At 34.6% G+C, this 22,022-nt stretch carries 20 protein-coding genes and 3 tRNA genes; 16 read left to right on the forward strand and 7 right to left on the reverse strand.

Annotated elements, in window-relative coordinates; translation table 11 throughout:
* Positions 1-112 precede the first annotated feature (112 nt).
* The 9 genes from ACNRYB_RS06285 (at position 113) to ACNRYB_RS06325 (ending at position 10,886) form a co-directional block, all read left to right on the forward strand.
* On the forward strand, positions 113-2,680 hold the full coding sequence (locus ACNRYB_RS06285) for a M1 family aminopeptidase (protein WP_473729549.1): 2,568 nt from the start codon (positions 113-115) through the stop codon (positions 2,678-2,680).
* Complete coding sequence (locus ACNRYB_RS06290) at positions 2,677-3,603, forward strand: DUF58 domain-containing protein (RefSeq protein ID WP_473729550.1); 927 nt, start codon at positions 2,677-2,679, stop codon at positions 3,601-3,603. Before ACNRYB_RS06285 ends, ACNRYB_RS06290 begins: the two co-directional genes overlap by 4 nt.
* Before the next feature lie 86 nt (positions 3,604-3,689).
* Positions 3,690-3,763: transfer RNA gene (locus ACNRYB_RS06295), tRNA-Asp, on the forward strand.
* 702 nt (positions 3,764-4,465) lie between these two features.
* A tRNA-Asp gene (locus tag ACNRYB_RS06300) sits at positions 4,466-4,539 on the forward strand.
* Positions 4,540-4,722: 183 nt separating this feature from the next.
* Entirely contained in the window at positions 4,723-5,544 is an 822-nt protein-coding gene (locus ACNRYB_RS06305; RefSeq protein ID WP_369013464.1) for a helix-turn-helix transcriptional regulator, read from the forward strand.
* A 435-nt stretch (positions 5,545-5,979) separates the two neighbouring features.
* A complete protein-coding gene (locus ACNRYB_RS06310) occupies positions 5,980-7,272 on the forward strand; it encodes a TolC family protein (RefSeq protein WP_242502480.1) in 1,293 nt (430 codons plus the stop codon).
* A gap of 91 nt (positions 7,273-7,363) precedes the next feature.
* On the forward strand, positions 7,364-8,413 hold the full coding sequence (locus tag ACNRYB_RS06315) for an HlyD family secretion protein (RefSeq protein WP_473729551.1): 1,050 nt from the start codon (positions 7,364-7,366) through the stop codon (positions 8,411-8,413).
* Between the two features lies 1 nt (position 8,414).
* Complete coding sequence (locus ACNRYB_RS06320; RefSeq protein ID WP_473729552.1) at positions 8,415-9,998, forward strand: MFS transporter; 1,584 nt, start codon at positions 8,415-8,417, stop codon at positions 9,996-9,998.
* 156 nt (positions 9,999-10,154) lie between these two features.
* Entirely contained in the window at positions 10,155-10,886 is a 732-nt protein-coding gene (locus tag ACNRYB_RS06325; protein WP_473729553.1) for an HAD family hydrolase, read from the forward strand.
* Between the two features lie 240 nt (positions 10,887-11,126).
* On the opposite strand, the gene ACNRYB_RS06330 is transcribed toward ACNRYB_RS06325, so the two are convergent.
* The 4 genes from ACNRYB_RS06330 to ACNRYB_RS06345 form a co-directional block, all read right to left on the reverse strand.
* On the reverse strand, positions 11,127-11,918 hold the full coding sequence (locus tag ACNRYB_RS06330) for a hypothetical protein (protein ID WP_473729554.1): 792 nt from the start codon (positions 11,916-11,918) through the stop codon (positions 11,127-11,129).
* Between the two features lie 508 nt (positions 11,919-12,426).
* Positions 12,427-12,747, reverse strand: a complete 321-nt coding sequence (locus ACNRYB_RS06335) for a hypothetical protein (RefSeq protein ID WP_473729555.1) — start codon at positions 12,745-12,747, stop codon at positions 12,427-12,429.
* Positions 12,748-12,804: 57 nt separating this feature from the next.
* Positions 12,805-13,224: a hypothetical protein gene (locus ACNRYB_RS06340; RefSeq protein ID WP_473729556.1), complete on the reverse strand. Its 420-nt coding sequence runs from the start codon at positions 13,222-13,224 to the stop codon at positions 12,805-12,807.
* A 12-nt stretch (positions 13,225-13,236) separates the two neighbouring features.
* The gene (locus ACNRYB_RS06345; RefSeq protein WP_433779836.1) at positions 13,237-13,467 is read right to left on the reverse strand and encodes a helix-turn-helix domain-containing protein; all 231 of its coding nucleotides are present in this window, start codon (positions 13,465-13,467) and stop codon (positions 13,237-13,239) included.
* An 86-nt stretch (positions 13,468-13,553) separates the two neighbouring features.
* Here ACNRYB_RS06345 and ACNRYB_RS06350 point away from each other — a divergent pair, with 86 nt between their 5' ends.
* Positions 13,554-13,781 (forward strand): hypothetical protein, encoded by a 228-nt coding sequence (locus tag ACNRYB_RS06350; protein WP_473729557.1) that lies wholly within the window; start codon positions 13,554-13,556, stop codon positions 13,779-13,781.
* A gap of 294 nt (positions 13,782-14,075) precedes the next feature.
* On the opposite strand, the gene ACNRYB_RS06355 is transcribed toward ACNRYB_RS06350, so the two are convergent.
* The gene (locus tag ACNRYB_RS06355) at positions 14,076-14,861 is read right to left on the reverse strand and encodes a hypothetical protein (protein ID WP_473729558.1); all 786 of its coding nucleotides are present in this window, start codon (positions 14,859-14,861) and stop codon (positions 14,076-14,078) included.
* 147 nt (positions 14,862-15,008) lie between these two features.
* Positions 15,009-15,090 (reverse strand) — tRNA-Leu (locus ACNRYB_RS06360).
* A 110-nt stretch (positions 15,091-15,200) separates the two neighbouring features.
* On the opposite strand from ACNRYB_RS06360, the gene ACNRYB_RS06365 reads away from it, so the two are divergent.
* The 5 genes from ACNRYB_RS06365 to ACNRYB_RS06385 all read left to right on the forward strand — a co-directional run bounded on the left by ACNRYB_RS06365 (position 15,201) and on the right by ACNRYB_RS06385 (position 19,812).
* Complete coding sequence (locus tag ACNRYB_RS06365; protein ID WP_008466344.1) at positions 15,201-16,589, forward strand: dipeptidase; 1,389 nt, start codon at positions 15,201-15,203, stop codon at positions 16,587-16,589.
* 236 nt (positions 16,590-16,825) lie between these two features.
* Positions 16,826-17,248 (forward strand): toxin-antitoxin system YwqK family antitoxin, encoded by a 423-nt coding sequence (locus ACNRYB_RS06370; RefSeq protein ID WP_473729559.1) that lies wholly within the window; start codon positions 16,826-16,828, stop codon positions 17,246-17,248.
* Positions 17,249-17,267: 19 nt separating this feature from the next.
* Positions 17,268-18,230 (forward strand): DUF6624 domain-containing protein, encoded by a 963-nt coding sequence (locus tag ACNRYB_RS06375; protein WP_473729560.1) that lies wholly within the window; start codon positions 17,268-17,270, stop codon positions 18,228-18,230.
* Positions 18,227-18,601, forward strand: coding sequence for a BlaI/MecI/CopY family transcriptional regulator (locus ACNRYB_RS06380; protein ID WP_198854767.1), 375 nt, complete (start codon positions 18,227-18,229; stop codon positions 18,599-18,601). Before ACNRYB_RS06375 ends, ACNRYB_RS06380 begins: the two co-directional genes overlap by 4 nt.
* Positions 18,598-19,812 carry a M56 family metallopeptidase gene (locus ACNRYB_RS06385; RefSeq protein WP_473729561.1) on the forward strand — a complete coding sequence of 405 codons (1,215 nt, stop codon included), beginning with the start codon at positions 18,598-18,600 and terminating at the stop codon, positions 19,810-19,812. The genes ACNRYB_RS06380 and ACNRYB_RS06385 overlap by 4 nt, the downstream gene beginning before the upstream one ends.
* 211 nt (positions 19,813-20,023) lie before the next feature.
* Here the strand turns inward: ACNRYB_RS06385 and ACNRYB_RS06390 are convergent, their stop codons facing one another.
* Entirely contained in the window at positions 20,024-21,388 is a 1,365-nt protein-coding gene (locus ACNRYB_RS06390) for a saccharopine dehydrogenase family protein (protein ID WP_473729562.1), read from the reverse strand.
* 187 nt (positions 21,389-21,575) lie between these two features.
* Between ACNRYB_RS06390 and ACNRYB_RS06395 the strand changes: the two genes are divergently transcribed.
* Entirely contained in the window at positions 21,576-21,962 is a 387-nt protein-coding gene (locus tag ACNRYB_RS06395) for a DUF423 domain-containing protein (RefSeq protein WP_473729563.1), read from the forward strand.
* Positions 21,963-22,022: the final 60 nt, after the last annotated feature.

Genomic DNA, 22,022 nt, shown 5'->3' on the forward strand with positions numbered 1-22,022 from the left:
CAATAGTGTTGCAAATATAGAAATCTTATTTTTAAATGCAATGTTGTTGCGATAATTGTTTGTAAAAAATCAATGCTTTTGCTAATTTTAGCAAATCTTATATTCCTTAAAAATGAAAATTTTCTACAGCTTTCTTTGTTTTTTTATATTGATTTTCAATAGTTTTTCTCAGGTAAAAGAAAATGAATTATTAGAAAATGGTGTTTTAGAACAGCTGGCGAAATTTCGTAAAAAGCAGATTTCAGATCTTCAATACATTTTGTCTTTCGAAATTCCGTATAAGAAATCAGAAAATATAAATTCTAATTTGATTGTAAATTTGAGTTTATCTGATTTAAGTCAGCCCTTAATTTTAGATTTTAAAGAGAAAACTTCCAACATAAAAACAGTTGAAGCAAACGGAAAAAAGCTTTCTATTGTTCACGAAAACGGACATATTGTAATTCCGGTTTCGGCTTTGGTTTCTGGAAAAAATACGGTTTTAATTTCATTCATTGCAGGAAATTTATCTTTAAATCGAAACGATGATTTCCTATACACTCTTTTAGTTCCAGATCGCGCGAGTACATTGTTTCCGTGTTTCGATCAGCCTGATTTAAAAGCGACTTATAAACTGAGTCTTTCTGTACCGAAAGATTGGTCTGTTTTGGCTGGAGCTGATGTTGTAGAGAAACTCGAAAAAGGCGATTTTACGGCTTATACTTTCGGAGAATCTGATAAAATGAGTACGTATTTATTCTCTTTTGTTGCAGGAAAATTTAAAAGTGCGACACAGAAACCAGGTTTAGAAATGACGATGTTATATCGTGAAAATAGCCCAGAGAAATTTCGCGTAAGCGCTGATACTATTTTCAATCTGCATCAACAATCTTTAGACTTTTTAGAAAAATATACCAATTATAAATTTCCTTTTCAAAAGCTGGATTTCGCTTCAATTCCAGTTTTTCAATATGGCGGAATGGAGCATGTTGGTGCGATTCAATACCGAGAATCAACTTTGTTTTTGGATAACAGCGCAACCGACAGCGAAAAACTAAATCGTGCAAAATTGATTGCTCACGAAACCTCGCACATGTGGTTTGGCGATTTGGTAACTATGAAATGGTTTGACGATGTTTGGATGAAAGAGGTTTTTGCCAACTTTATGGCCGATAAAATCATGAATCCGATTTTCCCGAAAGTCAATCATAATCTGCAGTTTTTTACAGCGCATTATCCTAGCGCTTACGCGGAAGATCGATCTTTAGGAACACATCCGATCAAACAGCATTTGGCGAATTTGAAGAATGCGGGATCACTATACGGCGCTATTATTTACAACAAAGCACCCATTATGATGCGTCAGTTAGAGGCTTCGATGGGTAAGGAAGCGTTTCAAAAAGGAATTCAAAAATACATTCAGAAATACGCCAACGACAATGCCGATTGGAATAATTTGGTAGAACTTCTAGATGCTGAAACGCCTTTGGATATGAAAAAATGGAGCGATGTCTGGGTTAATAAATCTGGAAGAGCCATCTTTACAGATAAAGTTGAATACGATTCTAAAAACCGAATTAAAAGTTTTGAAATTCAACAACAAGCCGAGGATAAATCAGAGAATATCTGGCCTCAGGTTTTTCAGATTGGTTTAGTTTATGCCAAAGAAGTAAAGATTTTATCGGTTAATGTTAATGACAAAAATACAGTTGTAAAAGAAGCTGAAGGACTCGAAAAACCGCTAGCTGTTATTTACAATTATAACGGTTTTGGATACGGCGTTTTTCCGCTTGATGGGAATAATTTAAATTATATTGCTTCTTTGAAAGATGAAATGGCAAGAGCTTCAGCTTATAGTAATCTTTACGAAAATACTTTGATTGGGAATGTTTCCCCAGAAAGAGCTTTTGATTGTTTTCTAAAAGGAATTGAGACGGAGCAAAATGAATTAGTTCTGCGAATTGTTTCAGGAAGTTTGAATACAATTTATTGGAGATTATTGACGGAAAAACAGCAAAACAAATTCCAGAAACAGCTCGAAGGGGTTTTGAATGAACGTTTGCAGGCTAATTTATCGGCTAATATCAAAAAGACTTTATTCGGATTGTTTAGTTCGATTGCGTATTCTAATTCGGCGAAAGCCAGTTTGTACAAGGTTTGGAATAGAGAAATTTCGATTCCGAATTTGAAATTAAATGAAGACGATTATACCAATATGGCAATGAATCTGGCGATTTTTAAACATCCACTGGCTGATGGAATCTTGGAGAAAACAAGAACTTCGTTTACAAATCCTGATAAACAAAAGCGTTTTGAGTTTTTATTACCTTCATTATCAAAAGATGAATCGGTTCGAAATGCTTTTATGGAATCTTTAAAAGACGATTCAAACCGCGAAAAAGAATCTTGGGTTTCGGTTGGATTGGCCAATATTCATCATCCGCTTCGTCAGGAAAGTGCGCAAAAGTATATTAGATTTTCATTAGATTTGGTTGATGAAATTCAGCGCACGGGAGATATTTTCTTTCCGAAAGATTGGTTGGATAATACTGTTGGGAAGTATTCTTCGAAATTTGCTTTTGATGAAGTGCAGCGATTCTTAAAAGAAAACCCTAATTTTAGTCCGATCTTGAAGCGTAAATTGTTTCAGGCGACAGATTTGCTTTATAAAGCACAAAACATAAAAAAAGAAACCGAATGAAAATTGAATCGGAAATAGAGAAAGTCTCGAGTTTTCAGCATCTGGAAATGCTGGCAAATCAGGTTGTGGAAGGTTTTATATCGGGAATGCACAAGAGTCCGTTTCATGGATTTTCAGCTGAGTTTGCCGAGCATAAAGTCTATAATGCAGGCGAAAGCACCAAACATATCGATTGGAAATTATTCGCCAAAACCGATCGCTTGTATACGAAACGTTTTGAAGAAGAAACCAATTTACGCTGTCATTTGATTGTAGATAATTCGTCATCAATGCATTATCCGGAATTAAAATCGAATCAGCCATTTTACGAAAAAAAGATTGGATTTGCTGTTCTGGCTTCGGCAGTTTTGATGAATATTTTAAAGAAACAGCGTGATGCCGTTGGTTTAAGCGTTTTCTCAGATAAATACGAATATTACGCTCCAGAAAAAGGAAGCGATCGTCATCATAGAATGCTTTTAAACAAACTGGAAGAATTATTGGTTCAGCCAAAAGTCAAAAAAACAACCGATACTATTACATATTTGCATCAGATTGCTGAGAAAATGCATCGCCGTTCGATGATTATTTTGTTTACCGATATGTTTCAGACAGAAGATGATGAGAAATTATTCAACGCATTACAACATTTAAAACACAACAAACATAAAGTAGTTTTATTTCATGTGGTTGATAATGAAACCGAATTGAAGTTTGATTTTGATAATTCGCCTAGAAAATTCATCGATTTAGAATCGGGAGATGAGGTTTCTATTTTTGCTGATAACGTAAAAGAGCAATACGAAGAAAGGGTAGAGGCGTACTTTAAAAATTTGGCTTTAACCTGCGCAAAGAACCAAATTAAGTACGTTCCGGTAAATGTGGGCGACAATTTTGAAAAAATATTGACTACATATTTGGTTGAAAAACAAAACTTTGGATAATATTTTAAAAAATAATTTCATTTTTTTTATAAAAACGCTTGCAGAAATGAAATTCTGTTATATCTTTGCAACCGCAATAACGCAGAGGTTTGGTAGTTCAGTTGGTTAGAATACATGCCTGTCACGCATGGGGTCGCGGGTTCGAGTCCCGTCCAGACCGCAATATTGGGAGAAGCCTTTCTTAACAGAAAGGCTTTTTTGCCCAAAAACGGTATCTAAGATTAGTTGTGTTGTTTTGCTACGACTTTGTAACTCGTAGCTGGTTTAGTAGTTAGACCAATGAAAAGCTTTCCACTTTTGTGGATGGCTTTTTTGATTTAAGACACTTTTGGTTTTGCTTAAATCCGATGAAATTTTACCGCAAAGAGCGCAAAGATTTACGCAAAGTTCGCAAAGATATTTTTTAAGAATGAAAAGTTCGCAAAGCTTACAATTGAGAAAGCTTTGCGATTTTTTTGCTTGATTCTGATTTCAACGAACAGTTTATCATTTCGACGAAGGAGAAATCTCCGCAAGTAATTCCACAAAGATTTTTCATTTATATATTAAAATATAGCCCGTGGTTTCAACCATGGGGACACAATCTATATCAATCAATACGTTTCCGTGGTTGAAACCACGGGCTATGTTTAAAAACGGGCTAAATGATGTTACGCGAAAAAACTTTGCTCCCGATAGCTATCGGGATTGCGTAAATCTTAGCGCTCTTTGCGGTTAAGTAAAAGAAAGTTCCTACTTTTTGGTTAAAACGTGAATTTTTAAAATATTGGATTTTAACCAATTAAAAATTTCTCAAATTTTATTTGAAAAAACGCTTGCAGAAACGAAAATCTGTTGTATTTTTGCACTCGCAATAACGCAGGGTTTGGTAGTTCAGTTGGTTAGAATACATGCCTGTCACGCATGGGGTCGCGGGTTCGAGTCCCGTCCAGACCGCCTAAGTTGTTAAAAGCCTTTCTTCACGGAAAGGCTTTTTTGTTTTTAAATTTTACCGCAATCCCGATAGTTATCGGGAGCTAAGATTTTACGCAAAGTTCGCAAAGGTTTTATTTAATCTTTGCGAACTTTGCGCTTTTACCTTGCGTGCTTTGCGGTTAAATTTCTTCCTATCTTTATATTATGGAACACTCCGGTCAAAAACTCGATAAATACTACATCAAAAAAGTAGATGCTGATAAAAAAAGCATTTACTGCCACCACGATTTGATGGGTGAATTGTTTATTCCGCCACATAAGCATAATAAAGCACAATTACTTTATGCAGAAGGCGATGTTGTTTTTGTAACTACAGAAACCAAAACTTATTTTTTGCCAGCAAGGCATTTTATATGGATTCCGAGTGGAGTGGAGCATAGTATCGAGCCGAAATCGGAAAGTGTTACGATGCGAAATCTGTATTTTCCGGTTGAAAAAGAAGAAGATGACTTTTATAAGGTGGAAGGAATTTATCCAGTAAACAATTTGTTGTTGCAAATGATGCTTTTTACCAATCGATGGAATGGAGATCTTAAAAAAGGAACCCCAAATTTTACCATTGCCAAAGCGATAAAAGCGATTCTTCCGCAAATTTGCACTAATAATTTACCTTTAGAATTGCCACAACCCAAAGACAAACGTCTTGGAAAAATTCTGCGTCATATTGAAAACAATCTAGGAGAAACGATTCTGTTTGCTGATGTAGCTCACGAATTTGGTTTTAGCGAACGCTCTTTATATCGCTTGTTTCAAAAAGATCTTAAAATGTCTTTTATTCAATATTATACCATTAGAAGAATCTTAAAAGCTATCGAACTTTTATTGGAAAGAAAACTTTCAGTAAAAGAGGTAGCCGAAGAAGTTGGTTACAATAGTGTTCCAACTTTCAGCAACACTTTTTTCAAAATTCTGGGCCAAAGACCTTCAGATTACTTAAATGGTGAAGAGATTTTGGAAAGTAAATAGTTTTTATTTCACGCAGATTTTAATAGATTTTAGCTGATTTAGCAGATTCTTTTTTATTCCATGCGTAAAAAAAAGTCTCGCAGATTCCGCAGATTTCAGAGATTTTTAAATGCTTTATAATCTGCATAATCTGCGGAATCTGCGAGAATAAAAAGAAAAATCTGCACGCATCTGTTAAAATCTATTAAAATCTGCGTGAAATATCACAATCAAAATCTATTTTGTAATAAATTGTTTTTCAGTGTTTTAATATAACGTTTTCGGAAAATAGAATTTTAACGTTTGTCCGAAATGAATATGTTCTTGGCTTTTTAGAATTATCAGTCACGAGAAAAATGAAGGAACTTTGCAGCATCAAATATTAATGTATTTATGTTCCTTAAAACAACAAATTCTACAGACGATTGTTTTTCCAGAATCCTGCTGTTAATCTTAATGATATTAGCATTCAATGGCTTACAAGCGCAGGAAGTTCATTCGGTTTCATTACAAGAAGCTTTGAAACTGGCTAAAGAAAACAACAAGAAAATCCTTAGATCTCAATTGGAGGTCACGCTCGCAGAGCAAAACATTAAAGAAAGAAAAGAGCTTCGATTACCAGACGTACAGCTAAACGGCATGTATTCTCGCATCACGAATATTACCGAATTCAAAGGAAGCGGATTTCTTAAAGACAAAGAAGTAACTCCGGCAATTCCTGAAATTTATGAGGTAAATTCAACCTTTAAAATGCCAATTTATGCTGGAAATAAGATTAATAACGCCATCAAAATTGCCAATCAGGAAAACGAAATCGCCAAAATAAAAACAGAAAAGGCCGAAAATGATATCGAGCTTGAAGTGGTGGCAAACTATCTGGCAATTTATAAAATGATGGAACTTCAGAAAATATTCGAAGAAAACATCAAAGAAGAAAAAAGCCGACTGAAAGAAGTGCAATCCCTTCAAAAACATGGAACGGTTACGAAAAACGAAGTTATTCGTGCCGAATTACAGCTTTCAGATCGCGAATTGAATGCGTTAACTAACTCCAAAAACATTAAAATCGCACTTCACGATCTGAAAACGCTGATCCAAATTCCAGAAAATGAAGAAATTGTAATCGATACAACTTCAAGTCTTGATGAAATGAACGGTCTAGATCCGTATGATTTTTATATGACTAAAGCTTTGCAGAATGAAGAAATGCGTATTGCAAGCCAAGAATTAAACATCAGCAAAACGGAATTGAAATTGGTTAAAGGAAATTATCTGCCAAGCGTTCATTTCTTTGGAAACTACGGTTTTTATTATCCAAACTACAAATTCTTTCCGCCAAATCCGTATCTGTATACTTTAGGACAAGTGGGGATCGAAGCCACTTTTGATCTTTCGTCTTTATATAAAAACAAGACCAAAATGGAGCAGGCCAATACCAAAATCAAATGGCAGGAAATGCAGAATGAAATTGTAAAAGAGGAAATTCAGGATAAGCTGTATAAAGAACACACGCAATATCAGGAAATCCTTGAAAAGTTTGTGGTGGTTGATAAAGCTTTGGATTTAGCCGAAGAAAATTACCGAATTGTAAAGCTGAAATACTTAAACCAATTGGTTTTAATTACCGAAATGGTCGATGCCGATAATGCTTTGCTTCAGGCGAAATACAACAAAATTTCTACGCGATTGGATGCGGTTTTAAAACATTACGAGCTGCTTCATACGGCGGGAATGCTTCCGCAAAGCTAGATGGTGAGAGATTAGGCTAAAGCCTTTTAGAAGAAAGAAGCAAGAGAAAAGACATTTTAGAAAAGAACTAAGTTAAAGAGAAAAGAAAGATATGGTTAAGATTAAAAATGAAACTAGAAGAAATAAAACGTTTCATATACTAATAACAATTATTGCGTGCACGCTTGTTATAAGCGGTGTTATTTTGGGAATTTGGTTTTATGTATTTAACCGAAATCACGAAGAAACCAATGACGCTCAGGTAGAACAATATGTAACACCAATTATGTCTAGAATTACGGGTTATGTGCAAGAAGTTCGTTTCAACGAAAATCAGTTTGTGCATAAAGGAGATACTTTGGTCGTAATTGATAACAGAGAATATCAATCGAAATTGAATGTGGCTCTTGCCGATGTTCAGAATGCGAAACAAAATAGCGTTGTGGCTGAGAAAAATGCCATAAATATGGCAAGCGCAACAGCGATTAACGAAGCGCAATTAGAAGCTGCAAAGTCGAATCTTTGGAAAACCAAATTGGAATACGAAAGATATAAAGCTTTGGTAAGCGAAGAAGCGGCAACTTCTCAGCAATTAGAAAAAGTAAAAGCAGATTACGAGTCAGCACAGGCGCATTTTCAGGAAATGAAAAATAGAATTCATTCATCGGCTTTAAGCACTTCTGTTGCCGAAGCAAACGTTCCGACAACACAAACGAATATTGCTGCAAAACAAGCCGTGGCGGATAATGCTGCTTTATTTCTTTCATACACTATAATTACAGCGCCTTACGACGGTTGGGTTGGAAAACGAACTCTACAGCCAGGACAATTGGTAAAAGAAGGTCAATCTTTGCTTTCTATTGTAAGTAAAGAAAAATGGATTACAGCCAATTTTAAAGAAACGCAATTGCAATATTTAAAAGTTGGACAAGATGTTGAAATAAAAGCCGATGCTTTGAGCGATAAGACTTTTACAGGAACAATTGCATCTTTATCGCCAGCGAGCGGGGCAAGATTTTCATTGCTTCCTCCAGACAATGCAACGGGTAATTTTGTAAAAATCGAACAAAGAATTCCGGTTAGAATTCAGTTAAAAGACAGCGACAAGCAAGCCGACTTTTTAAGAGCGGGAATGAATATTACTGTGATCGCAGCACACTAAAATGGAAGATAAAAGTATTTTTAAATCATGGGTTCCAAGATGGGCAATCATTATTATTTTGTTTGTCTGTTTGTTGCATTCCATGATTTTATTGGGAGTTTATACGTCAAACGTAACGTATGCGGCGAGTTTTCTGGATATTGAACCAGAAGATTTGCAGTTTGCGATGTGCGTTACGTATGGAACGCTGCTCGCAACTATTTTGATCGAAGCCCGTTTTTCGAGTTTTTTTCCAGCCAAAAATTATCTGATGGCGGTGTATTCCTTAATTGGCATTACAATAGTTTCATCGGCGTATATTACCAATTTTTCGCTTTTCTTGATTATGAGAATTGCCGAAGGAATCTTAATGGCGCTTCCCGTAATTACCATCAGACAATTATTGATTGAGCAGTTTAATTCTAAAAATGCCATTATCATTGGATTTTCGTTTTATTACGGATCACTATTGTTGTCAACACCTTTTATAATGAATATTGCGGTTTGGTTTCTGGATCATTACGACTGGAAATACATGCTGTATGTTTCGGGCGGACTGCAGGTTTTAAATGTCTTTTTAATCTTGGTTACTTTTCGTGGGCACCGAATCACAAAGAAAATCCCGTTGTATCAAATCGACTGGATGAGCTATTTTTTGGTTTTAACAGCTATTCTTTGCGGTGCCTACTTTTTTGTGTATGCCGAGAAAAAATATTGGTTCGAATCTTCTCAAATGGTTTTAATGCTTATTATGGCACTTATTACGGGAGGTTTGTTCATCTTCAAAGAGCTTTTAGTTAAAAGGCCAACTTTTGATTTTGAAGTTTTTAAATATGCCAATCTGAGAATTGGGTTTTTATTGTTTTTCCTGTTCTACATCAGCAGGGCAACGCTTAGTCTTTGCCATTCGGCTATGTATTCGATTTGGAATTGGGATCCGTCGCGTGTTGCGGGCGTGCAGTACATTAACGGACTCGGAAATATAATCGGATTGGTTTTGGCGGCTTTTTTCTTGATGAAATCGGTTTCTACCAAAATTATTTTCCTGATTGGTTTTTCGCTAATTGCCTTGTATCATTTTTGGTTTACGTTTCTATTTGTGCCCGATGTGGCTTTGTCAGATATTATTGTTCCGTACTTTTTGCAGGGTATCGGAGTGGGGTTTTTATTTGTTCCGTTAATTCTCTTTACCACATCTTCGGTTCCTGCAAATATGGCGGTTTCTTCGGGAATTGTCGGCGTTTCGGGACGTTTTTGGGGAAGTACGATTGGATTTTGCGTGATGCAGAATGCAACAGTATTTTTAAACAAAAAACACTTTTTTAAACTAAGCCAATTTGTAACTGGAGAAAATCCCGAAGCACAGCAAACCATTGCCAGCACCACGCAAAGTTTTATTGCTAAAGGATATTCGGCAGATAATGCCAATGTTTTAGCTATGAAAAAGATTTTCGGAAGCATTACTAAACAATCGACTCTCTTAGCTGATATGGAAATTTATACGATTGTAGGTTATGGTTTGTTGGTTTTGATTGTTCTTATTGCGTGTAATCAGCATTTGAGACAGACTGTGACTTTGATGAAAAGTAAGATTTGGATTGGGTAAAGATTTTGTTTCAGGTTTAATGTTTCAAGTTCTAAGTTCTGCTCTCATTTTATGTCATTTCGACGAAGGAGAAATCTCCGTAAGTAACTCCGCAACGAAAGTCCAATCTTTGTCGAGCTTCTTGTGGAGATTTCTCCTTCGTCGAAATGACAAACAGTGCGTTTAATTGTTGTGGTAAACAACACTTATCAGTATCTTGCAACCGTTAAAAACAACAAAATTATGAGCCAGCAATGTGTAATTTTTGATATGGACGGCGTGATTTCACACACCAATCCACATCATGTAATCGCTTTTGAAAAGTTTTTCGATAAATATAATATTCCGTACACTCAGGAAGAGTTTGAAGAGCATATGTACGGAAAACACAATAGTTATATCATGACGCATTTCTTCAAACGTCCGATTGCGGGAGAAGAATTGATAAAACTGGAAGACGAAAAAGAAGGAATGTTCCGTGAGATTTACAAAGACAAAGTCGAAACAATTCCGCATTATATGGATTTTTTAAACGAATTAAAATCTCGTGGTTTCAAAACCGCAGTTGCCACATCGGCACCTCGTGCGAACTTGGATTTAATTGCCAATTTCCTGAAACTTGGCGAAAAAATGGATTCGATGATGTCATCAGAAGATGTTACGTTTCATAAGCCAAATCCTGAAGTATACTTAAAATCGGCAGAACGTGTTGGTGTTTCTCCGTCAGATTGTGTGGTTTTCGAAGATTCTTTTTCGGGAATTACAGCAGGATTAAATGCCGGAATGAAAGTCGTAGGCGTTTTGAGCACGCATACAAAAGAACAGCTTCCGCCATGCGATTTTTATATTAATGATTATAGTGAGATTAATGTAGATAAGATAATTGAGATATTAAATTCCAATTCTTAAAATTCTAAATTCCAAAAATATGATACATGAGACCTTTGTCAAAGTTTTAAACTTTGACAAAGGTTTTTTTGTGTAATTAACCACAATCTTGTCATTCCGAGGAACGAGACTCGAGCGATAGCGAATAGGCGAAGCAAATCTCCGTAAGTAACTCCGCAACGAAAAGCCAATCTTTGTAGAGCTTCTCGTGGAGATTCCTCGTTCCTCGGAATGACAAACTAGACGGATATTTAAAGGCGTTTAATACTTCTCTTCCAAAAAAGCCATCCATCCTTTTTCAAATTCCTCTTGCGTTACATTCAATGTTTTTTGGATGTTGCCGAAAGACGCAATCAGTTTGGGCAGAATATCTTTTCCCCATTTTTGAGTCATATATTCGATTATTGTGTAGCCAATGTTGTAAATCTGATTGCCGTGATTAAGATCTTCTAGAGTCAGGTTTTTGCTTTTGGCATATTTTACGCTTAGCGAATTAACTTCTTTCGCTTCAAAAATACTAATCGATTCCCAGAGCCAGCGCGGATATTCGGCTTTAAACTTTTTATCAAATTCCCTTTCAAAAGTCAGTCGGTCTTGTGTGATGATGGTGTCTTTTGCTTTATAGATTAATATGTTGAGCTGAACGCAATGTGTAAACTCATGCAAAGCCGTTTTTAGCGGATCGTCTGGAAAAATAGAATTAAACCAATTCGTCCATACAAAATGAAATTCGTTTGGACCACGACTTGTACCTTTTGTGTTTTCTGCTAAACCTGTCGCTTCATTAAACTTGAATTGCGAACCGTAGACAAAAACCTTTATCGGGTCGTGTTCTATATCTTTTAGATTTTCTCTTATTCGAGAATAATTTTCCTCCAGATGTTTGCTGACTTTTTCGGCCTCGCTTTTATAAATTCCGTTATAAGAAACAATAAAATGCTCCGATTTAAGAGTTCGGGTTTCGTGTTGAACGGTAAAGCTTCGAACCGTTCTCGCAAAATAAAAAATAGCAATAATTGCTAAAAAAAGGACTAGTAATCTGTATTTTCTCATGTGTTCTAATTGTTTTTTGAGATTTAAAAACAAGCGAAATTTTGAGAATTAGGTTTTTGGTGTTTTAAAAATAAGAATATTTAAATACTAAACTGTAAAATAATTAAAGAAATTTCTGAATTGTTTTTTGTTTTGCCACGGATTATTAAGATTAAAAGGATTTTTGCTCTTTTTTTGTCATTCCGAGGAACGAGGACACGAGCGATAGCGAACTGGCGAAGCAATCACACTAGAAACTCCGCAAAGTTTTTTTCCGCATTGTAACCATAAAGTATTGTCATTTCGACGGAGGAGAAATCTTCGCAAGTAACTCTGCAACGAAAAGCTAATCTTTGTCGAGCTTCTCGCGAAGATTTGCTTCGCCTATTCGCTATCGCTCGAGTCTCGTTCCTCGAAATGACAAACTAGACGGATATACTTTATGGAATAAGAAAGTTAAATGAATTGCCTCCTGCTTTAGCTGGAGGTTTTTTTTTTTTGATTGAAAAGAAAAGGCTTTAGCTAAAAATTATGCAATGTCAAATCTGATTGCAATCATTAATCCTGCTACTAAAAGAAAAACAGAAGAACTGAGTAATAGCCACAAAACTTTGGAAGTCCATTTTAATTTTAAATCTCGAAGAATTAAAATAGAATTAGCAAAAGAGAAAACGACAAGAAATAAGCATAAAAATAAACTACCAATGCTTCCATACTCATATATCCAGCGAAAATCTGTTGAAAATCGAAATCTTTCTACAAATCTTTTTGTGATACAACTTAGAAAAAATAATGTTGGAATGGCAATAGCAATTTTTTGAGTTAGATCAAGATGTTTGTATTTTATCATTCCGTATTTTTTAATTTTCACAAGCTCTCCCTTAAGTTTTTGAAAAAAGAAATTTTATTATTCTTCCCAGAAAATTTTTGTGTTGTGCTGAACTAAATAAAGACATGGATTTCCTTTTTCATCCAAAGCTTTTTTAATGTCAAAATAATAAAAGCCTTCGGATTTAGTGTTTATGTCCGTGCCGCACCAGCTCCAATTTAATTTCTCTAATTTTTTGTTATTCGAATTACCGCTTATTTGTTCGTATGGGATTGAACCATCAAAAAGAAATTCTTTAAAACTAATTTCTTGTGTTGATTCTCCGTTTTTTAAATTACCAATTAATCTTCCTCCAATTACCAAAGAATCAATATTTTCTCCTGTTTTGTTTTGAAATTTTACATGAAACCTTTTTAGATTTAGAAAAGCAATCATTATAAGAATGATTATGGAAACAGAAATAAAAAATTCAGTTTTTTTATGCTTTTGAATCTTCATTTTTTTAAGAGATTATTTCAAAGGAAAATCAAACAATTCTTTAGGTTCAATATCTAAAGCACTAGCGATTTTTACAAGAGTTTTTACTGTAGTGTTTATTTCAGCTCTTTCAATTCTTCCAACTTGATTCTGTGTAATGCCGCAATCGTCGCCTAAGTCTTGTTGAGACATGCCTTTCTTTTCACGTAATTGTCTAATGTGAATGCCAAGATTTGTAATAAAAGTTTCTTCTGAAATATTCATATTTCAAAAGTGATAAGATTTATTTTTCAATTACACCCATATATGGGTGTAATTTATTATATTTGACCCATATAAAAAATAAGACAATGACTACAAAAGATCTTTCGAAAGAAACAGAAAAAAGACTCTTAGATTTTTTTACTGATGTCATCGATCCAAAAGATATGGCGAAAGCATTACGAACAACGAATTATCTATTAACGTTAAGCGTAATAAGAGAAAGAGATGAAATGGGAAAAATAAACCTTGAAAATTTCTTTTACTGGGTAAATGAATTAGCAGAGGTTTTAGATCCATATTTGGAAGTGGAGTAAGTGAGAAAACTATAAAAGTTCATTTTGACGAAAGGAGAAATAAAAAGCAAAACCGACAAAAAATTCCAGAGTGATTTCCGCAATTTTTTTCATAGTGTACAGCCTGTTGGTGATGCTGAAAAGCTCCTTTCGTCAAGAGGAATTAATAAAGATGAGTTACCGCGTAGTTTGTCATTTCGAGGAACGAGAAATCTTCGCAAGTAACTCCGTAACGAAAAGCCAATCTTTGTGGAGTTTCTTGTGGAGATTTCTCCTTACGTCGAAATGGCAAAAATTAAGTTTACTTTGAGTTTTTTATTTAATCTTTTTTCTGTAAAAATGTTTGTAAAAGCTGTTTTCTTTTACTGAGTCTAAAGAATCAATTAGAAGGGTGTTTCCGTAATCTTCGTTGTTTATGCTTCGCAGGCTTATAATTGTTGGCATCGACGCATTAGCTAAACGAACATTTCCAGAAACTTTATCTCCATTTTTTGTTAGATGAATATTCATTGCTTGTTGCAAATATTCTCCACTCATTTTATTTAGTTCTTTTAATGTATCTTGAATAAATGACATTACATATTGACCATAATCGATTGCTTCTTTTGATGATGGTATGTAGCCTTTATGAATAACTTTGTTTCTAAATTCGGATCGTTTTGCTTCTATTCTATTATTTATTCCTTCTTGTAAACAAAGTATTAAAAAAGCACCAATTTGCCGTTCAGATTGATTTGCCATTTGTTTCCAAGTTTTACTAAAAGCATCAATTGTGACTGAGTTTTTTAATGAAAATATTAAAATACAATATTCAATGAAACGTTCAAGAGAGCTTGAGTAGCTTGAAACGGCTTCTTTTGTATAGCCATCCAATAAGGCTAATGAAGCTATGTCAAATAATATCTCAAATTTTTGTTCTTGAAGTTGTGTTAATGAATGATGGTTTTTTGGGCAAATAAATTCGTACAAATTTTCATCATTGAGTTCTACTTCAAAATCAACATCGGAATTTAGCTCAAGTTTTAGTCGTTGGTAGTCTTCGGGTGTTTTTTCTGTTTCATTAAAGCATTCCCAGCAAAATGATGAAATTCCTATTATCATATTTCTTTTTTTTAATTAAAAAGTATTAAAAACTTTCAAAATATTTTTGATTAAAGTTTTATCTGATCAAATATAGAAATCGGTTTGATAAAGAAACTAACTAAAAACAAAAAAGCTTCTGAAAAATCTTCAGAAGCTTTTGTTAAGTGCGGATAATAGGACTCGAACCTACACGCCTTGCGGCACCAGATCCTAAGTCTGGCACGTCTACCAATTTCGCCATATCCGCGGTAATTGTGGGTGCAAAGATAGGCATACTTTTGAATTATCAAAGCATTTTTTGAAAATTTTTTTTAATTCTCTTTTTTGTACTTTTGGGTTTCTATAAAAATAATTTAAATGGAAAATATTAAGTCCTACGTTCAACAACATAAAGATCGGTTTATCAACGAATTGATCGAATTATTAAAGATTCCGTCGGTTTCTGCCGACACTGCATATTCTCAAGATGTTATTGACACAGCAGAGGCTGTAAAAGAAAGTTTATCAAAAGCAGGGTGCGATTATGTCGAAACTTGCGACACTCCAGGTTACCCAATTATCTACGGAGAGAAAATTATAGATCCAAATCTTCCAACGGTTTTAGTTTACGGCCACTACGACGTACAACCGCCAGATCCATTAGAATTATGGACTTCACCACCTTTTGAACCCGTTATTAAAACAACAGATATTCACCCAGAGGGAGCCATCTTCGCGCGTGGAGCGTGTGACGACAAAGGTCAGATGTACATGCACGTAAAAGCGCTTGAATTAATGGTGCAAAGCAATACGTTGCCTTGTAATGTAAAATTCATGATTGAAGGTGAAGAAGAAGTAGGTTCAGCAAGTTTGGCTTGGTTCGTAGAACGCAATCAAGAAAAACTGAAAAACGACGTAATCTTGATTTCAGATACAGGAATGATCTCCAACCAACAGCCGTCTATCACGACAGGTTTAAGAGGTTTGAGTTATGTTGAGGTAGAAGTTACAGGTCCAAACCGCGATTTGCATTCAGGTTTATACGGTGGGGCTGTGGCGAATCCAATTAATATTTTGGCAAAAATGATTGCTTCGCTTCACGACGAAAACAATCATATTACCATTCCAGGTTTCTACGATAAAGTAGAAGAATTATCTGCAGAAGAAAGAGCAGAAATGGCAAAAGCCCCTTTCAGCTTAGAAAAATATAAAAATGCTTTAAACATTGCTGATGTTTACGGTGAAAAAGGATATGTAACCAACGAAAGAAACTCAATCCGTCCTACTTTAGACGTAAACGGAATCTGGGGAGGTTATACTGGCGAAGGTGCTAAAACGGTCATTGCGAGTAAGGCTTTTGCTAAAATCTCGATGCGTTTGGTTCCAAATCAGGATTGGGAAGAGATTACAGAACTTTTCACAAAACATTTCACAAGTCTTGCTCCGGCTGGAGTTACAGTAAAAGTAACGCCTCACCACGGTGGTCAGGGTTATGTAACGCCAATTGACAGCATTGGTTATCAGGCGGCAAATAAAGCGTATACAGAAACGTTTGGAGTTCCTGCAATTCCAGTTCGTTCTGGCGGAAGTATTCCGATTGTGGCTTTGTTCGAAAAAGAACTAAAAAGTAAAACCATCTTAATGGGATTTGGTTTGGATAGCGATGCTATTCATTCGCCAAATGAGCATTTCGGAATCTTTAATTACTTGAAAGGTATTGAGACTATTCCGTTGTTTTACAAGTATTTTGTGGAATTAAGTAAGTAAAAAAGGGACAAAGGTTCAAAGGCACAGAGGTGCAAAGTTTTATATAAATCCGTTCAGAAATGAGCGGATTTTTTTTGTTTTCGTACTTTTTTGTTGAGGTTCAGAGTAGAAAAACCTTTGTCACTTTGTCTCTCTGAACCTTTGCCCCTTTTCAAAAAAAGACCTCTTTTTCTTGCATATTTAAAATTTAACTCTACATTTGTAGAAACAAATCTATAATTGTAGAGCAAATGAATATGAAAAACCTTTTTTTACTATTGTTTTGCGGAATATTTCTTTTAAGTTGCAAAAGCAAACCGATCAATCAGAAAATTGATAGGAAAAAAGAAGGCGTTTGGATTGATAGTTATTCGCAAGATGGAACAGATTATAAATCGTATGAATATTATAAAAATGATGTTCCTGTTAAAAAGTGGAAATCGTACATTAACGGAAAAATCTACAAAACCGAGAAATATAAAAACGGAATCTGTGTCGTGAAAAGTTATTACGAAAACGGAAAACTGGAATCGAAAGGGAAAACTAAATTAGAAACGAATTCTGTTGAAACGCATTGGTTTTATTTTGGAGAATGGAAGTTTTATTCGGATAACGGAAAATTAAAAAATATCAAGAATTACGATAAAGGAGAATTGATTTCGGAACAAAATATTAAATAAACTAACTAACCTCTAAACCATGAAAAAATTAATCACGCTTTCTTTTGTTTTAATGAACTGCTTTTTCTTGCAAGCTCAAACGTATAAAGAGTGGGTTCGTAAAGCAGATTCTTGCTACACGGGAAAAAACTATGAATTGTCTGTTTCGTATTATGAAAAAGCTTTTAAAATAGAGCAAAAATCATCGACAGATTTATACAACGCAGGCTGTTCTGCATCTATGGCTAGGCAGCATAAAAAAGCGCTTAAATGGCTGAATCTTTCTATCGATAACGGTTACGAGAATATTGCTCATATTAAAATTGACAACGATTTAAAGCCTTTGCATTCCGAAAAGCAATGGAATAAAACAATTGATAAACTGCAGAAGAAATTAGATATTATTGGAGCAAATTATGATAAGGCGTTAGAAAAACAACTTGCAGAGATTTATACCGAAGATCAGGAAATTCGTGGAGAGTTTATGAATGTTTACAGAGCTACTAAACCTGATAAAAAGAAAGTTGACAGCATTGGAAAGATTATGGAAAGAAAAGACAGTATCAACCTGATTAAGGTGATGAAAATACTGGATGAAAGAGGCTGGTTGGGAAAAAATGTGGTAGGAACACAGGGAAATCAGACTTTGTTTCTGGTTATTCAGCATGCCGATTTACAATATCAGCAAAAATATCTGCCAATGATGAGAGAAGCTGTTAAAAAAGGCAATGCAAATCCTGCAAATCTAGCGTATTTAGAAGATCGAGTAGCTTTGAGAGAAGGAAGGCCACAAATTTATGGAAGTCAGGCCGCAAAGAATAAAAAGACCAATAAAATGTATATATCGCCAATGATAGATCCAGATAATGTAGATAAAAGACGTGCCGAGGTGGGGCTTGGTACAATGGCGGACTATGCAGTAAAATTAAACATTGATTGGAATTTAGAAGAGTATAAAAAAGAATTGCCAGAAATAGAAAAACTTGAAAATATCAAACCATGATACAATTATCAAACGCAGAAGAACAGTTAATGGAGCATTTATGGAAGCTTGAAAAGGCTTTTATGAAAGATTTACTTGAAGCGTATCCAGAGCCAAAACCGGCAACAACAACCGTGGCGACGCTTTTAAAACGAATGATCGATAAGAAGTTTGTAGCGTATAACGAATTTGGAAATTCGAGAGAGTATTATCCGCTGGTAAAGAAAACAGACTATTTTGCCAAACATGTAAAAGGGCTGATTAGCAATTTCTTTAATAATTCGGCTTCGCAGTTTGCTTCGTTTTTTACGACCGAAACCAATTTGTCGGCTTCAGAATTAGAAGATCTTAAAAAAATAATCGATTCAGAAATTCAAAAAAAGAAAAAATGATAACGTATCTTTTAAAATCGGGTTTGCTACTTGCTGTTTTTTATGCGGTGTATAAATTGTTATTGGAAAACGAAAGAATGTTTCGATTCAATCGTTCTTATCTTCTCGGAAGTTTGATTTTTAGCTTAGTTATTCCGTTGCAATTGTTTTCGATTGCATCATTTTTTCCTTCAAAAATTAAAACAATTCAGCTGGATGAAATAATGATTGTGTCTAGTAAATCAATCTTAAACGAAGTTTCATACAGTGAAATCGTATATTTCTTTTTAGGTGTAATTTATGTTCTTATTACAACGATTTTATTGATTCGATTTGTTGTAAATGTGTCTTCTTTTTTCTTGAAAATGAAAAAGAATTCGGTAGAATTTATAGCCAATCAGAAACTTGTTTTAGTAAAGGAATCGATTTTGCCACACTCTTTCTGGAATGCTATTTTTATCAGTAAAGAAGATTTTACAGATGGAAAAATTCCATCAGAATTAATCGCTCATGAAAAAGCACATTTGCAGCAAAAACATACTTTGGATATTCTTTTTGTTGAGGTTTTGCAAATCGTATTTTGGTTTAATCCGATGTTTGTTTTGTTTGAAAAAGCCATAAAACTCAATCATGAATTTTTGGCTGATGAAGCGGTAAACAAACAATTTGATGAAGTTAAAAGTTATCAGAACTTATTGTTGCAATTTGCTTCAAAGAAACATACTGTCGCTTTGGCAAGTAATATCAATTATGAAATAACTAAAAAACGTTTAATAATGATGACTAAAAAAGAATCTGTTTCAAAAGCTGTGTTTAAAGTACTGGCGGTTGTTGCTGTTTGTATGGTATTATTATTCGCTTTCAGTTCTGAAGCTGTGGCTCAAGACGTTAATCTTATGAGCAATAAGGTATATAAAGCTGGCGATTCTGAAATCAAACAACCTGAATTTCCGGGAGGAATGCTCGAGTTCTACAAGTTTGTGGGGCAACGTTTTAAAATTCCAGCGGAAGCCTCTAAAAATAATATAGACACCAAAATTCACATGCAGTTTATGGTCGAAAAAGACGGAAGTTTGTCTGAAATTTCAATTGTAAAAAATGCGGGATACGGACTAGGAGAGGAAGCAATTCGTGTTTTAAAACTTTCGCCAAACTGGATTCCAGGTAGTGAAAACGGAAAACCAGTTAGAGTATTGTATTCTTTACCAATTACTATTCAAAGTGAGAAATAGAGGTTCAGAGTAACAAAGGTTCAAAGGTTCAAAGTTTTTTTTTGCAAGGCTTTTAGTCTTTGCAAAGATTAAGTTTGCTTAAAAGCCTTTGTCGCTTTGCACCTCTGCACCTTTATCCCTTAAAAGAAAAAAAATCCGCTTCTTGATGGGAGAAGCGGATAAAATTAAAAACTAATTAAAAAAAATTCTAAAATAAACATGCAGACCCAGACTAAAACAAGTCTGGATTGTATCCAAAATAAGGTACATTTTGTTCATTAAAAATGACCCCATATTCTTCTAATTCCTTCAAAATAGGTTCGTAAACTTCCTTTTTAATCGGAAGCTGAACGCCTGGAGTTGTGATTTTTCCGTTTAAGATTAACAAAGTAGCAATTGCAACCGGAAGCCCAACTGTTTTTGCCATTGCAGTATATGTTTGGTCTTCGCCAATACAAACCATTTTAGAATCAATTTGTTTCTTTTCGCCATTCAGTTCATAACCAAATTTATGATACATTACGATCATATCTTTGTCTTTTGGTTCAAGAGCCCAACTGTCGGTTAAGATTTTTTCTAAAATTTGAGCTGGAGTAGCGTTTGGCAGATTTACTTTTTTGTTAGGGTTAAATAAATCCAGTTCCAAAAGCTTGTCCCACATAATATCGTCCTGATCGATTTTTAAAATCAATCGAGTTTTAATTTCGACAGAATCTGTCGGATGATACGGGAGGAAAGAATTAATAAACTGACGATAACTCATATTTTCTGACCCCTCTAAAATATAGCTATCGTCAGTCATTCCAAGCTGTACAAACATATTCCAAGCGCGAGAATATCCCACTCTTCTAATTGTACCTCTATATAAAGTTAGAATATCATCTAAACCATAAACTGATCTGTATTTAAGCGAATCTCGATTAGAATACGCTTCAAACTTTCCGTAACCTTCTACTTCTAGAAATTCGGTTCTGCGAAACAAAGCGCTATACGGAATATATTTATAAGTGCCTTCCTGAATAAACTTTGCCGCACCGCCTTGACCTGCCAAAACTACATTTCTTGGCGCCCAAGTAAATTTGTAGTTCCATAAATTATTGTCAGATTCAGGAGCTACAAGTCCGCCGCAGAAAGATTCAAACAAAAGCATTTTACCGCCTTTCGATCTGATTTCGTCAATGACTTTCATGGCGCTCATGTGGTCGATTCCTGGATCAAGACCAATTTCGTTCATGAAAATCAGATTGTTTTGGATGGCTTCTTCGTTTAAAGCCTGCATAGCGTCACTTATATAAGATGCCGTAACAAGATGTTTTTTAAATTCAAGGCAATCTTTAGCAATTTCGATATGCAGATGCGCAGGAAGCATAGAAATGACTATTGATGCATTTTCAATAGCTTTTTTTCTTTCGTCGGCATTAAAAATATCTAAGGCAAGCGGAGTGGCATTTGGATGATTCTGTGTTTTTGCTTTTGCAAGATTCAATGAAAGATCAGCTACCGTTAAATGCAGTTTTTCTTCATTAGATTTTGATAATAAATATCGAATTAAAGAAGATGCAGATCTTCCTGCTCCAAATATTAAAATGTTTCTCATGTCTTAAATATTTAACACAAATATATTTAATTGTTATAAATATAACAATTCAAATTAAAGAAAATAAAATTATTTTTTTCGCAAAACCCAAAAAATAACTTGATTTTGTTCTAAATAATCTAGAAACAAAGGCGGTTTTTCAGTTCGTTTGAAGTATTTTTGTTTGAAATTTCAAAAGAGATATATTATGAAAAGAAGAATTATTTTAACGGGAGCTTTTATTGGTATGCTGGCTATTATTTTGGGTGCTTTTGGTGCTCATTTATTAAAAAAATATCTTTCGGTTGACCAATTAAATACTTTTGAAGTTAGTGTTCGTTATCAAATGTACCACGCTCTTTTTCTTCTTTTTCTATCTACACAAAAGGATCTTGCAGAAAAGACCTTAAAAACGATCTATAATTTGGTCGTTGCAGGCGTTTTGCTTTTCAGCGGTTCAATCTATTTATTGGCAACAAAAGACTATACTTTGTTCGAATCTAAAATTATCGTATTCGCAACACCTTTGGGTGGTTTCTTATTAATTATTGCTTGGGCGCTGTTATTCTTTACGATTTTGAAGAGAAAATCATAAAATCCCGAAAAAAAAATTCTGTCTAAGAATTAATCTTTAATTTTGTCACATAAATAACAT

Source organism: Flavobacterium sp. CR10, from assembly GCF_055814415.1.